Raw genomic sequence first — 12,887 nt, 5'->3', positions numbered from 1 at the left:
GGTGATGGATCGCTCAGCGTCTGATTTTTTTCAGCATCGCTTCGAATTCATTCAGGTGCTTCACCTGACGCCGTTTGGCTTGATTAAGGGCGCTGATGAAGTGTGTGTCTGAAGTGAGTGACGTGAGTTGCTCATACACGGCTATCTGCTTTTCCTCTGTGGCAATGTTCGAGCGCAGATAGTGACCAAGCTGCGCGGCGTCAGGAACTTTGTCTGAGGGTTGCTGCGGATTGTCGTCCATCTGCTCTGCCGAAGCTTCAGTCGCTTCCAGTGGGTTGCTGATAATCCCCTTGCCCTTGAGCAAGGCACCGAAATCGGCGCTGTCAGGTCCACCGGAAAGATTCGATGTGTGACCTTTGGCCAGCTCCAGCAGAATCGACGCAAGAACCCGTGCATTCTTGATCTTTTCCTTGGCGATCCGGATGAGCGCTGCCTTGTGGACAGGATCATCTTCAGTAATCGCCTGGCTCAGATAGGCCGTTGCCATCGGCAGCTCGCCTTCAGCACCTCTGAACTGTTCAAGCAGGAGGTCGAAGAACGCGAGATTGGACATGAATGTGTTACTCGTTGGGTCGGACATGCTTGTCTCCAATAATCAGATACCTCTCGTATTCGCTATTTCTGAGCCGATAGTGAAAACCATGGTTCAGTATTTTCGATCAGTGAGCCGACCCGCTGCACGCGTCAGGAAATCAAAGTGAGTTGTCCGTTCTCGATACTGACCTGCAGGCCCAGATAATTGGGCAAGCTCCAGTCCTGTGCTTCGTAGGGATGCAGATGAGCCGCCGTGATCACTACCACTCGCGCGCCCGCAGCCTTGCCCGCCGCGATACCGGCCGGCGCGTCCTCGAACACCAGGCATTGCGCGGGTTCCACGCCCAGCCGCTGTGCTGCGAGCAGAAATCCATCCGGCGCAGGTTTGCCCTGCGTCACATCCTCGGCGGTGATGACGACTTCAGGCAGTGCCAGACCTGCAGCTTTCATGCGCGCTTGCGCCAGCGCGAGCGGGGCGGAGGTGACGACTGCCCAGCGGTCGGCGGGCAACGAGGCCAGGAAATCAGCCACGCCTTCTATGGCGACCACACCTTCCACATCTTCGATCTCGGCCTGTGAAATGGCATCCGCTTCCTGCTGCACGTCGATCCCTGGAATGTTCTGCTTGCGGACCGTGTCGATGCTTCTTACGCCGTGAATCGTCGGCAGGAAGCGGTCCACATCCAGCCCGTGTTTCTGTGCCCACTTCGCCCACACGCGCTCGGCGGCAATCACGGAATTGAGCAGGGTGCCGTCCATGTCGAACAGAAAGGCGGCGAAGGGTTTATGGTCAGGCATGCTGGTCTCGCAATCATCGAATGAGCGTTAAAGATGCCCGGCAGCGCCATCTCTGCGCAAGGCGCGAAAGCATGTCTGTTTGTTGAGCCGGTAGCATCATCTTGCCATTCTCTGCGTGACAAAATGCCGCAATCGGCCTTCAGGCGAGTAAGATGTGGCCCTGACTTAAAACACCGAATCCTGTCCGGTATGGCCTGAAAGAACTGGCACATAAAGAAAAGAAGAAAAGCCAGGCTGCCCGCCCCGGTCGACGCACAGAATCAATGAGTAGACGAAAAAGGCGATTAGAAAAAATGACCAACACTTCGCGACCTTTGTATATTTCCTACGCAGGACCTTCACTGCTGGAAATGCCCCTGCTGAACAAGGGCAGTGCCTTTACCCCGCAAGAGCGGGTCGAATTCAATTTGATCGGGCTGCTGCCGCAGAACGTAGAGACGATCGAAGAGCAAGTCACCCGGGTCTACAGTCAGTACAAGCAATGTGCGACCGATCTGGACAAACATATCTACCTGCGCTCGATTCAGGACAACAACGAAACGTTGTTTTTCCGGCTGCTGGACTCGCATCTGGACGAAATGCTGCCGATCATTTACACCCCGACGGTTGGTCAGGCCTGTCAGGAATTCTCCAAGATCTACCGCACGCACCGCGGCCTGTTCATCTCCTACCCTGAACGCGACCGCATCGACGATATCCTGCGCAGCGCCACCAAGGACCGCATCAAGATTATCGTGGTTACCGACAGCGAGCGCATTCTTGGCCTGGGTGATCAGGGTATCGGCGGCATGGGCATCCCGATTGGCAAGCTGTCGCTATACACCGCCTGCGGTGGCATAAGCCCGGCCTACACCCTGCCGATCGTGCTCGACGTAGGCACCAATAATCGCGAACTGCTCGATGACCCGATGTACATGGGCTGGCGTCACGAGCGCGTGTCGGGCAAGGAGTACGAAGACTTCATCGCCCTGTTCATCGATGCTGTCCAGCGTCGCTGGCCGGACGTACTGTTGCAGTTCGAGGACTTCGCCCAGTCCAATGCGATGCCGTTGCTGGAGAAATACCGTGACGAGCTCTGCTGCTTCAACGACGACATCCAGGGCACCGCATCGGTCGCCGTGGGCACCTTGCTGGCGGCCTGCAAGGCCAAGGGTGAAAGCCTCGGGCAGCAGAAAGTCGTGTTTGTCGGTGCAGGTTCCGCCGGTTGCGGGATCGCCGAGCACATCATCGCGGCGATGCAGATCGAAGGCCTGAGCGAAAGCGAAGCCCGTCAGCGCATCTTCATGGTCGATCGCTTTGGCCTATTGACCGATGGCATGGACAACCTGTTGGACTTCCAGAAACGTCTGGCGCAGAAGACGGCCGACGTGTCTGGCTGGATCTCGGGCTCCGACGCGTTCCCGACGCTGCTCGACGTGGTCACCCACGCTGGCGCCACCGTATTGATCGGTGTGTCGGGCCAGCGGGGTCTGTTCACCGAGCAGGTCATTCGCGAAGTACACAAGCACTGCGCCAAACCGCTGGTGATGCCACTGTCGAACCCGACCTCCAAGGTCGAAGCCACGCCGGAAGAAATCCTGCGCTGGACCGACGGCAACGCATTGGTCGCCACCGGCAGTCCATTCGCTCCGGTCGAGATCAACGGACGCACCGTGCATATCGCACAGTGCAACAACTCTTACATCTTTCCTGGCATCGGTCTGGGCGTAGTGGCCTGTAAAGCCACGCGCATCACTGATCGCATGTTGATGGCGGCGTCCAACGCATTGGCCGAATGCTCGCCGATGGTGACAGGGCAGGGCGACGCGGTGCTGCCGCCGCTCAAGGAAATCCAGCAGGTCAGCCGCAAGATCGCGCTGGCAGTCGCCAAAGAGGCTCAGGCTGAAGGGCTGGCGCTGGAAACCACCGAAGAGGTGTTGCTGGCCTCTATCGAACGCAACTTCTGGCTGCCGGACTACCGGGCCTATCGCCGCCGTTCGGTCTGATTGACTGGAAGGTGTCAACTACGCCCCCGCAAGCCTGCTTGCGGGGGCGTTTTTTTATGAGGGTAATCAGCGGTTTGCCTGAATCCTGCCTGTCTCGCCGTGAAATAAACTTAATCCAACCGGGCGTTCGCACACTTTTCACATAAAATTGATAGGGCGCTGCTTACAGTCCGCCCGACCGGGGAAGTTGGCGGGCTCAGGTATCACCCGGTACATATCAATCAGATAAGCAGAGTGCGATGTCGAAAATCAGAAGTGTCAGACCAGAGGCCGTCACATTACTGGCCAGCGTTTTTTTACTGTCGTTCTTCAATCTCAATCTCTGGCAGCATCTGATTGCAATCACCAGCTCTGACACTAAAGGCATCGCAATGCGCGTGGCCTTCGTCGTCATGCTCTTCTGTGTGTTCAATATATGCCTGACGCTGGTGGCGTTCAGACGCGTCTTGAAACCCGTGCTGATTCTGATGTTCATGATCAGCGCAGGCGTCGCCTATTTCATGACCGAATACGGTGTGATGATCGATGCAGGCATGTTTCGCAACTTTGCCGAAACCAATGTCACCGAGGTACAGGGCCTGCTGTCTCTCAAGCTGATTGGCTACATCCTTTTACTGGGCATCCTGCCGTCCCTGCTATTGTGGAAAACCCCGATCAATTACCGCCGCTGGCACCGTGAACTGTTCAGCAAACTGGTCGTGGGCGTCGTTTGCAGTCTCGCCATCGGGGGGGCTGCACTGGCCAACTACCAAGGGCTTTCTTCACTGTTTCGCAACCACCATGAACTTCGCCTGATGGTGGTGCCCAGCAACTATATTGGCGCATCGGTGGGTTATCTGAATGAGCAGGTCATGTCTGCCCGACGGCCGTTCGTCAAGCTCGGCGAGGACGCGAAGCGCCCTGCAGAAATGGCCGCGCATACCCGCAAGTCACTGACCGTACTGGTGGTCGGTGAAAGTGCGAGGGCCGAAAACTTCGGCATCCTGGGTTATGGGCGAAATACCACACCCAACCTGAGCAACGAGCGCGACCTCGTGGCGTTTACCGACGTGTATTCGTGCGGCACCGAAACGGCTGTGTCAGTGCCGTGCATGTTTTCCAACATGGGGCGCAAGGATTACGACGGCACTAAGGCCCATAATCAGGAAGGGCTGCTGGATGTGCTCCAGCGCGCCGGAATCCAAGTGGTGTGGCGCGACAACCAGGCCGGCTGCAAAGGCACCTGCGATCGTGTCGCCTTTCAGGATGTCAGCAATCTGAAGGACCCGCTGCTGTGCAATAACCACGAATGCCGCGACGAGATTCTGCTGCAGGGTTTGGAAGGCTTCATCAACAGTCTGGACAAGGATACGGTGCTGGTCCTGCACCAGATGGGCAGTCACGGGCCGGAATACTACAAGCGCTATCCGAAGGAATATGAAAAATTCACGCCGGTGTGTGAAAGCAACGCGCTGAACAACTGCAGCCGCGACAGTATCGTCAACGGCTACGACAACACGCTGCTGTACACCGACCACGTGCTATCGAAATTGATCGACGTATTGCGCGCCCATCAGGACAAGGTCGACACCGCGATGATCTATCTGTCCGACCATGGCGAATCGCTGGGCGAATACAACCTGTTTCTGCACGGCACGCCGTATCTGCTGGCGCCTGACCAGCAAAAACATGTGCCCATGCTCATCTGGCTGTCGGAAAGCTACCAGCGTTCTTACGCGGTCACGCCACAATGCCTGGCCAAGGAACGCAATACGCCGCTCAGCCAGGACAATCTCTTTCATTCCATGTTGGGCCTGTTGAAAGTCGACACCAAGGTCTACAACCCCGCGCTGGACCTGTTTGCCGGCTGCCGCAGCGAGGTGGCAGCCAGCGCTCAATGAGGCCGATCACTGCGCAGTCAGCCTCGGGTTTGCGGCATTACTGCAATCATTTTCATCAAGATGCGCATGACCGGGACGACAGATGCGCGATAACACCCGGCGGCGATATATACTGCGCGCCATTGTTCAAGGGAGAGCCGTGTGGCCATCGATATTCACTGGATTCGCGACGACGACAGCCTCGCCCTGCATTGCGCTCAGTGGCAGTCTCTGCCGTTCGTTGCGCTCGACACCGAATTCATGCGGGTCGACACTTTTTACCCCATCGCTGCCTTGCTGCAGATCGGCGACGGCTCGCGTGCCTGGCTGATTGATCCGTTGTTGATCAACGACTGGGCGCCGCTGTCTGCGCTGCTTGAGAACCCTGACGTCATCAAGGTCGTTCACGCGTGCAGCGAAGACCTCGAGGTGCTGTTGCGCCTGACCGGCAGCCTGCCGGTTCCGCTGTTCGACACCCAGCTGGCAGCCGCCTACCTGAACCTCGGGTTTTCCATGGGCTACTCGCGTCTGGTGCAGGAAGTCCTCAACATCGACCTGCCCAAGGGCGAGACCCGTTCGGACTGGCTGCAGCGTCCGCTGTCCGAGACCCAGATCAGTTATGCCGCCGAAGATGCGGTGCATCTTGCCGAGCTGTTCACGATCCTGCGTCCGCGTCTTTCCGACGAGAAGTTCGCGTGGCTGCTCGAGGATGGCGCGGAGCTGGTTGCCAACCTGCGTCGTGAAATCGATCCTTATGAGGTCTATCGCGAAGCCAAGCTGGCCTGGAAGCTGTCCCGTGCCCAGTTGGCAGTATTGCGTGGCTTGTGTGCCTGGCGCGAAGTGCAGGCCCGTGCCCGCAACGTGCCGCGCAACCGCATCGTGCGTGAACACTCGCTCTGGCCGCTGGCCAAGACCCAGCCGGATAACCTCGGCGCGCTGGCCCGCATCGAAGACATGCACCCGCGCACCGTGCGTCAGGATGGCGAATTCCTGCTCGAACTGATCAAGACCGCCGCCAGCGTGCCGCCCGAAGAGTGGCCACCGGCGTTGCCCGAGCCTCTGCCTGTCGATGCTGCCGGTTCGCTCAAGCGCCTGCGTGCCATTGGCCAGGAGTTCGCCGAACGACTGGACATGGCGCCCGAGCTGATGTTGCGCAAGAAGACCCTCGAAGCCCTGCTCAAGAGCGGCTACCCCGATGGTCCTTACCAATTGCCTGATTCGCTGCGTGGCTGGCGTCGCGAACTGATGGGCCAGGCGCTGCTCGACAGCCTGGCAACGCCGGGAGAACAGCCTTGAAGCGTATCTGCTCGATCTACCGCAGTCCGAAAAAGAATGAAATGTACCTGTATGTCCTGAAAAGCGACGTGCTCAAGCGTGTACCGCCAGAACTGCTGGCCGCGTTTGGCACGCCGCATCACGCGTTCGATCTGGTGCTCAGCCCCGAGCGGGCGCTGGCGCGTGAGGACATCCACAAGGTGCTGGAAAACCTCGACGCTCAGGGCTATCACTTGCAGATGCCACCGGCCGAAGATGAGTACATCGAGCATCTGCCCGAAGAGCTGCTGCGTCGCAACGATCCGATGTGATCGGTCTCCACGTTTGAAGCGGCCCGCGTCTGGCGTGGGTCGTCTGTCCCGTTTTTAAGGTTTCTGAAGCATGCGCGTCCTGATTGCCGAGCACGATTACCCCCTTTACACCCAGTTGCTGCGCAAGGCTGCGCCTGATCTGGAAGTCCTGAGCAGCGGCGATTCGGCTGAGCTGTCCCGCATGGCCAGCGACTGTCCGGTCTGGCTGGGACAGCCCGATCTGATGGCCAACCTGCTGCGCCAGGGGCACAAACCCCAGTGGCTGCAATCCACTTGGGCGGGCATCACGCCGCTGCTGATCCCGGGCCTTTCCCGTGACTATCGCCTGACCCGTGCCGTTGGGATCTTCGGGCAGGTCATGGCTGAGTTTGTGCTGACGTACATGCTCGGTCACGAGCGTGAAGTGCTGGCGCGTCTGATGAGTCAGGTCGAACGCAAGTGGGACAATCGTCCGGGCCAGAGCCTGGCCGGACGCAAGGCGCTGATCGTCGGTGCCGGTGATATCGGTCAGCGCGTGGCCGAGTTTCTGGTGCCGTTCGGTGTGCAGGTGTTCGGTGTGGCCTCCGAGGCGCGTACCCAGGCGCCTTTTGTCGAGGTGTCGGCGCTGACCGATATCGACAATCTGGTTGGCGACATGGATTACGTCATCAACCTGCTGCCCAATACGCCTGACACTCAGGACCTGTATGACGCCAAGCTGTTTGCCAGCTTCAAGCCTACAGCGTTGTTCCTCAACGTTGGACGTGGCGCAGCCGTGGTCGATGCCGATCTGGTTGAAGCCCTGAAGGAAGGGCATCTGGCGGGGGCTGTGATTGACGTCTGCCGGCAGGAGCCGTTGCCCCAGCGTCATCCGTTCTGGACGGCCTATGGCCTGCTGTTGACCGGACACAGCTCCGCACCGACATCACCGGTGGCCATGACCGACCTGTTCGTCGAAAACCTGAAAGCGTTCAACGCCGGTGAGGCGTTGCGCGGGGAAGTGGATTTTTCACGCGGGTATTGATGGGACGCAGAGCGTCCCGGGCTGCATGCCGACGCAGAGCGTCGGCACGATCAGCATACGGACCAGGATCGTTCCTCACGCTCTGCGTGGGAATGCCTCTAAGGACGCTCCGCGTCCAGGACAGAGGCGCCAGATTCCCTTACAGCGAAAAATCACCTTCTGCCACCAGCTGTGCAACCGGCAGGCGCGGGCTTGGGGCTTCGCGGCCTTGCAGGTATTCAGGCAGGGTCGACTTGTCGCCCAGTTTGCCCACTGCAACGGCGGCATGCAGGGCATAGCCTTCGGGTATTTTCAGTTCCTTGCGGGTCAGATCCTGATCAAACCCGGCCATGCCGTGGGTATGCCAGCCGCTCAGGCTGGCCTGCAGCGCCAGATAACCCCACGCAGAACCAGTGTCGAAGGTGTGCCACAGCGCCGGGCCTTCTTCGGTCGCGCCGGGTGCGGTAAAGGTGGTCTTGGAGATGACAATCACGAGTGCCGAAGCATGCTGTGCCCAGCCGCGGTTGAACTCGTTCAGCAGGGTCAGGAAACGCTCCCAGTTCGGCGTATCGCGACGCGCGTACAGAAACCGCCACGGCTGCGAGTTGTAGGCCGAAGGTGCCCAGCGTGCGGCTTCGAAAAAGCTCAGCAGGGTTTCCTCGGGAATGCTTTCGCCGGTAAAGGCGCGGGGCGACCAGCGCTCGGTGAATTGCGGGTCGATGGCATGTTCTGCGACGCGAGAGTTTGTGCTCATGAGAGTCCTGAAGAAGAGAAGGGCAAAGGGAGCGTGACTCGATGGGCCGTTGTCGGCAGGCATCGCGTAGGCGCATTGAAAGCGCTCTAACGCTACTGTTTTGCCTTCCTGCTGACAAGGGCTTCGCTACCGGCAGTCGCAAGTGCTTGGCCCGCACTCGATGTGCCACTAGACTGGCGGCCTTTTCCACAGCCGATACCGTTGTCCGAACCATGGCCGCCAAAGTTGAACCCTTCTGGATCCGCAAGACACTCGACCAGCTCGACAGCACCGAGTGGGAGTCGTTGTGCGATGGCTGCGGATTGTGCTGCCTGCAAAAGCTGGAAGATGAAGAAGACAACAGCGTGTATTACACGCGTATCGCCTGCAAGCTGCTGGACCTGAAGACCTGCCAGTGTTCGGACTACGAAAACCGCCGTGCTTCGGTGCCGGACTGTATTCAGCTCACGCCCGGTCAGGCAGATGAATTCAAATGGTTACCGCCGACCTGTGGCTATCGGCTGGTGAGCGAGGGCAAGGACTTGCCGCTCTGGCATCACTTGGTATGCGGTGATCGCGATGCGGTACATCACGAGCGTATCTCCCAGTCAGGACGCATGCTCAGTGAGCTGAGCGTGGCCGAGGACGACTGGGAGGATCACCTGATCTTTCGTGCGGGCTGAGTGATCAGACGCCGGACTTGGGCTCGGTGAGTGCGTCGATGCCGTTGACGGTCGCGGTTTTCACGGCTTTCTCGGCATTGGCTTGTAGCTCGCTCAGCTCTGCGCCGGCACGTTCGATGGTGGAGCGTGCGCTTTGCAGGTCGCTGCGACCTTTTTCCATCAGGCTCTTGGCCGAACAGTGACCGGTGATGCCGCGTGCCAGAACCGCGCCGCCAATGGCCAGTTGAATCAGACCCAGGAATCCGCCGCGACGCACGCCTTTACCCATCATCAGGACGCCGCCTGCCAGCGAGCCGATACGCTCCCAGCCCTGGACGTTCTGATCGGGATGCGGCTGAAACGGCTCGGGTGTGTCGATACGCTCGATAATCGGGGTGTCGCGCATGGTGGCTCTCCAGAGTGGTGTAAGTCGGTTCAGAGAAACTGACTGCCCGCCAGCGAGACTGGTTCAATGCTTTTGCTTCAACCTTCGCTGGACGGATCGACCTTCTCACGACCGAACTGCGGGCCGGAGCGGGTATTGATACCCTTTGCCATACGGTCGTACAGCACGACATTGACCGTGGCTGCCAGATTCATGCAACCCTCGGTGGGGATGTAGACCACGTCTTCGCACCAGTCACGAATGTCCTGATCCAGCGAACCGTCCTCCGGGCCGAAGATATACAGCGCCCGGTCAGGATGCGTGTATTCCGGCAGCGCCCTGGCACCGTCGACCAGCTCGACGGCCACTGGGATGCAACCCAGCGGCAGAATGCTCTTGAGGTCTTCGATGCCGATCAGCGGGATGTCCTGATGGATCTTCTTGGTGTCGGTGATGAAGTCCCGCGCCCGCTCGTAACGCTTGCCGGTGTAGAACACCGAAGCCACGCCGTAGCAGCCAGCGGCGCGCATCACGGAGCCGACGTTTTCCGGGGACTTGGGGTTGTACAGACCGATGCAGGCATAACGTTTGTTGGCCACAGGAAGGGTGCTCTGGGGAAAACCGCCGATTATACAAGACTGCCCGGCGTCAGAACCACATGCGTACCCCAACCACCAGCCGCGCGTCGTTGACGTCCTCACCCTCCTCTCGGGCATAGTCGGCCGTCTTACCGTAGGTACGATTCCAGGTCACGCCGATGTAAGGCGCAAACTCCGGACGCAGTTCGTAGCGCAGCCGCAGCCCGAGTTCAGTGCTCGACAGGCCGGAGCCGATGCCGCGCTGCGGATCGTCCTTGCCATAGGCGTTGATTTCGGCAGTGGGCTGCAGGATCAGTTGATTGGTCAGCGTCAGGTCGTAATCGCCCTCAAGCCGTGCAGCGCTCTGGCCGGCTTCACCGAGAAAGGCGGTGGCCTGAACGTCGAGATCGGAAATCGCCGAGCCTTGCACGCCAAACGCCGCCCAGCTCTGTGGAGCGCCTGGTTTGAAATCCTGGCGCGCACCGACGACCACGTCCCACGACGAGGTGACAGCGTGTCCCCATAGCGCCTGCAGTTCCGCTTCCTCGGTCTTGCCGTTCACGCGTTCGCCCTCCGAGCGAAGCACCAGCCTGTCGATGTCGCCACCAATCCAGCCGGACAGATCCCAGGCCAGCGCACTGCCGTCGTTTGCGTTCTGCCATTCCAGCTTCTCGGCCAGAAAGTAGGAATTGATGGCTGCGTCGTGTACCTGATGCCCGTCGTGGCTGGTATAGAGCGCCGCCCGGTCTGCATCGGTGATAGCCGGAATCGGCGTTCGACTCTGGTCGGGCGTGGACTGCACTGGTTTTGTCTCTGGCATGGCGTGGCTGGAGTGATCCATCCCGTGGTCCATGCCCTGCATGTCGGCAGCGCTGGCCTGCGCCGTTAGAATCATGCCGAGGCCCATCAGCACCATCGGCAGGCGAGGGTGGCCCGGAACCTGGGTCAACATTTGAGTCTTCATTCTTCTACCCGCACTTCGCGAAACATGCCCATTTCCATGTGATAAAGCATATGGCAGTGATACGCCCAGCGCCCGAGGGCATCGGCGGTCACGCGATAGCTGCGTTTTGAGCCCGGTGGCATGTCGATGGTGTGTTTGCGCACCTTGAACCTGCCGTGCTCGTCTTCCAGATCGCTCCACATGCCGTGCAGGTGGATCGGATGCGTCATCATCGTGTCGTTGACCAGCACCACACGAACTCGTTCGCCATATTTGAGTTTCAGGGGCGCTGCATCGGAGAACTTCACGCCGTCGAACGACCAGGCGAATTTCTCCATGTGACCGGTGAGGTGCAACTCGATCGTGCGGCTCGGCTCGCGGCCGTCCGGGTCGTCGAACGTGCTGTACAGGTCGGCGTAGGTCAGTACCTTGCGGCCGTTGTTTCTCAGGCCGATACCCGGATCTTCGAGTTTGGGTGAGGTGCTCATGGCCTGCATGTCGACCAGCGGGTTGTCGGTTTCGCTGTCCGGGTGCGACTGTGGGGTGTTCGTGGGCATGGCGTTGTGATCCATGCCTTGCATGTCGTGACCCATCTGGCTGTGGTCCATGCCCTGCATGCTGTCGTGATTCATGCTGCCGTGGTTTATTGCACCATGATCCATGCCGCCCATGCCCATGTCGTCCATGCTCAACAATGGGCGCGGGTCGAGGGACGGCACATCTGCTTTCATGCCTGGCCTGCTGGTGAGTGTGCCTCGCGCAAAACCGCTGCGGTCCATCGACTGGGCGAATAGCGTGTAGGCGCCGTCGGCAGGTTCAACGATCACGTCGAAGGTTTCGGCCACTGCGATGCGTAACTCGTCGACGCTCACCGGTTTGACGTGCTGGCCGTCGCTGGCAACGACAGTCATCTTCAGGCCGGGAATACGCACATCGAAGTAGGTCATGGACGAGCCGTTGATGAAGCGCAGACGGATTCGCTCGCCCGGTTTGAAAAGGCCCGTCCAGTTCATGTCCGGCGCCTGGCCGTTCATCAGGTAGGTGTAAGTGGCGCCGCTGACGTCAGCCAGATCGGTCGGATCCATCTGCATCTGCGCCCACATCGCACGGTCTGCAACGGTTTTGCTCCAGCCCTTGTCGCTGACATCGTTGATGAAGTCGCCCACGGTGCGCTTGTTCTGGTTGTAGTAGTCGGACTGCTTCTTGAGCTTTTTCATCAAGCGCGTCGGGTCTTCATCCGTCCAGTCGGTGAGCATGACGACGTGCTCGCGCTCGTAGCTGAACGGCTCCGGGTCTTTGGCGTCGATGATCAGCGGCCCGTAGACCCCGGCCTGTTCCTGAAAGCCCGAGTGACTGTGGTACCAGTAGGTGCCGTTCTGTCTGACCTTGAAACGGTAAACGTACAGGCCGTCCGGGGCGATGCCGTCAAAGCTCAGGCCGGGAACGCCGTCCATGTTGGCGGGCAGGATGATGCCGTGCCAGTGAATGGACGTGTTGTCCTTGAGCCGGTTCTTCACCCGCAGCGTGACGGTATCGCCTTCGCGCCAGCGCAGCAGAGGGCCGGGTAGGCCGCCGTTGACGGTCATGGCGGTGCGCGGGCTGCCGGTGAGGTTGACGGGAGTTTCGCCGATGAGCAGCTCGAATTCAGTGCCTGACAGTTCCAGCAATTCACCTTGACGCGGCGCGGCCCAGACCGGACTGCGCCAGAGCCCGAGCCCGCCCAGCAGACCCCCTGCGGTCAGTCCTTTCACGAAGGTGCGTCTTGAAGTTCCGGGAAGCATGATGGCGTATCCGTTCGGTCGGTTCGGCGCAGGCCGGACAGCCTGCGGATCTGGCGAAAAG

The 12,887-nt window shown here is 59.6% G+C and carries 13 protein-coding genes; 6 read left to right on the top strand and 7 right to left on the bottom strand.

Annotated features, from left to right (window positions below; translation table 11 throughout):
- Window positions 1-13 precede the first annotated feature (13 nt).
- Entirely contained in the window at window positions 14-580 is a 567-nt protein-coding gene (locus QRN20_RS04070; RefSeq protein WP_096766574.1) for a manganese catalase family protein, read from the bottom strand.
- Window positions 581-684: 104 nt separating this feature from the next.
- On the bottom strand, window positions 685-1,332 hold the full coding sequence (locus QRN20_RS04065; RefSeq protein WP_122417853.1) for an HAD-IA family hydrolase: 648 nt from the start codon (window positions 1,330-1,332) through the stop codon (window positions 685-687).
- 293 nt (window positions 1,333-1,625) lie between these two features.
- On the opposite strand from QRN20_RS04065, the gene QRN20_RS04060 reads away from it, so the two are divergent.
- The 5 genes from QRN20_RS04060 (at window position 1,626) to QRN20_RS04040 (ending at window position 7,765) form a co-directional block, all read left to right on the top strand.
- The gene (locus QRN20_RS04060; RefSeq protein ID WP_057410772.1) at window positions 1,626-3,317 is read left to right on the top strand and encodes an NAD-dependent malic enzyme; all 1,692 of its coding nucleotides are present in this window, start codon (window positions 1,626-1,628) and stop codon (window positions 3,315-3,317) included.
- 239 nt (window positions 3,318-3,556) lie between these two features.
- The gene (locus QRN20_RS04055) at window positions 3,557-5,197 is read left to right on the top strand and encodes a phosphoethanolamine transferase (RefSeq protein ID WP_029241655.1); all 1,641 of its coding nucleotides are present in this window, start codon (window positions 3,557-3,559) and stop codon (window positions 5,195-5,197) included.
- A 141-nt stretch (window positions 5,198-5,338) separates the two neighbouring features.
- On the top strand, window positions 5,339-6,472 hold the full coding sequence (gene rnd / locus QRN20_RS04050; protein WP_088235772.1) for a ribonuclease D: 1,134 nt from the start codon (window positions 5,339-5,341) through the stop codon (window positions 6,470-6,472).
- Window positions 6,469-6,762 carry a YcgL domain-containing protein gene (locus QRN20_RS04045; RefSeq protein ID WP_025994926.1) on the top strand — a complete coding sequence of 98 codons (294 nt, stop codon included), beginning with the start codon at window positions 6,469-6,471 and terminating at the stop codon, window positions 6,760-6,762. Before rnd ends, QRN20_RS04045 begins: the two co-directional genes overlap by 4 nt.
- A 70-nt stretch (window positions 6,763-6,832) precedes the next feature.
- Entirely contained in the window at window positions 6,833-7,765 is a 933-nt protein-coding gene (locus QRN20_RS04040) for a D-2-hydroxyacid dehydrogenase (RefSeq protein ID WP_025994927.1), read from the top strand.
- Window positions 7,766-7,904: 139 nt separating this feature from the next.
- On the opposite strand, the gene QRN20_RS04035 is transcribed toward QRN20_RS04040, so the two are convergent.
- On the bottom strand, window positions 7,905-8,498 hold the full coding sequence (locus QRN20_RS04035) for a nitroreductase family protein (protein ID WP_025994928.1): 594 nt from the start codon (window positions 8,496-8,498) through the stop codon (window positions 7,905-7,907).
- A 212-nt stretch (window positions 8,499-8,710) separates the two neighbouring features.
- Between QRN20_RS04035 and QRN20_RS04030 the strand changes: the two genes are divergently transcribed.
- The gene (locus tag QRN20_RS04030) at window positions 8,711-9,160 is read left to right on the top strand and encodes a YcgN family cysteine cluster protein (protein WP_004879255.1); all 450 of its coding nucleotides are present in this window, start codon (window positions 8,711-8,713) and stop codon (window positions 9,158-9,160) included.
- 4 nt (window positions 9,161-9,164) lie between these two features.
- Here QRN20_RS04030 and QRN20_RS04025 read toward each other — a convergent pair whose 3' ends face one another.
- The 4 genes from QRN20_RS04025 to QRN20_RS04010 form a co-directional block, all read right to left on the bottom strand.
- A complete protein-coding gene (locus QRN20_RS04025; protein WP_004879258.1) occupies window positions 9,165-9,545 on the bottom strand; it encodes a YgaP family membrane protein in 381 nt (126 codons plus the stop codon).
- A gap of 77 nt (window positions 9,546-9,622) precedes the next feature.
- Window positions 9,623-10,123, bottom strand: a complete 501-nt coding sequence (locus QRN20_RS04020; protein ID WP_025994929.1) for an RNA methyltransferase — start codon at window positions 10,121-10,123, stop codon at window positions 9,623-9,625.
- Between the two features lie 49 nt (window positions 10,124-10,172).
- Window positions 10,173-11,066 carry a copper resistance protein B gene (locus QRN20_RS04015; protein WP_421668903.1) on the bottom strand — a complete coding sequence of 298 codons (894 nt, stop codon included), beginning with the start codon at window positions 11,064-11,066 and terminating at the stop codon, window positions 10,173-10,175.
- Window positions 11,063-12,826 carry a copper resistance system multicopper oxidase gene (locus QRN20_RS04010; protein WP_122518851.1) on the bottom strand — a complete coding sequence of 588 codons (1,764 nt, stop codon included), beginning with the start codon at window positions 12,824-12,826 and terminating at the stop codon, window positions 11,063-11,065. The genes QRN20_RS04015 and QRN20_RS04010 overlap by 4 nt, the downstream gene beginning before the upstream one ends.
- Window positions 12,827-12,887: the final 61 nt, after the last annotated feature.

The sequence above is a fragment of the Pseudomonas sp. fls2-241-TYG-175 genome, from assembly GCF_030209155.1.
In the GTDB taxonomy this organism is placed as follows: domain Bacteria; phylum Pseudomonadota; class Gammaproteobacteria; order Pseudomonadales; family Pseudomonadaceae; genus Aquipseudomonas; species Aquipseudomonas viridiflava.
This window is presented reverse-complemented; position numbering and strand designations above follow the sequence as displayed.

Coding starts and splice junctions, on each gene's coding strand:
- QRN20_RS04070 (WP_096766574.1), bottom strand. CDS start 580: ATGTCCGACCCAACGAGTAACACATTCATGTCCAATCTCGCGTTCTTC.
- QRN20_RS04065 (WP_122417853.1), bottom strand. CDS start 1,332: ATGCCTGACCATAAACCCTTCGCCGCCTTTCTGTTCGACATGGACGGC.
- QRN20_RS04060 (WP_057410772.1), top strand. CDS start 1,626: ATGACCAACACTTCGCGACCTTTGTATATTTCCTACGCAGGACCTTCA.
- QRN20_RS04055 (WP_029241655.1), top strand. CDS start 3,557: ATGTCGAAAATCAGAAGTGTCAGACCAGAGGCCGTCACATTACTGGCC.
- QRN20_RS04040 (WP_025994927.1), top strand. CDS start 6,833: ATGCGCGTCCTGATTGCCGAGCACGATTACCCCCTTTACACCCAGTTG.
- QRN20_RS04035 (WP_025994928.1), bottom strand. CDS start 8,498: ATGAGCACAAACTCTCGCGTCGCAGAACATGCCATCGACCCGCAATTC.
- QRN20_RS04030 (WP_004879255.1), top strand. CDS start 8,711: ATGGCCGCCAAAGTTGAACCCTTCTGGATCCGCAAGACACTCGACCAG.
- QRN20_RS04025 (WP_004879258.1), bottom strand. CDS start 9,545: ATGCGCGACACCCCGATTATCGAGCGTATCGACACACCCGAGCCGTTT.
- QRN20_RS04015 (WP_421668903.1), bottom strand. CDS start 11,066: ATGAAGACTCAAATGTTGACCCAGGTTCCGGGCCACCCTCGCCTGCCG.
- QRN20_RS04010 (WP_122518851.1), bottom strand. CDS start 12,826: ATGCTTCCCGGAACTTCAAGACGCACCTTCGTGAAAGGACTGACCGCA.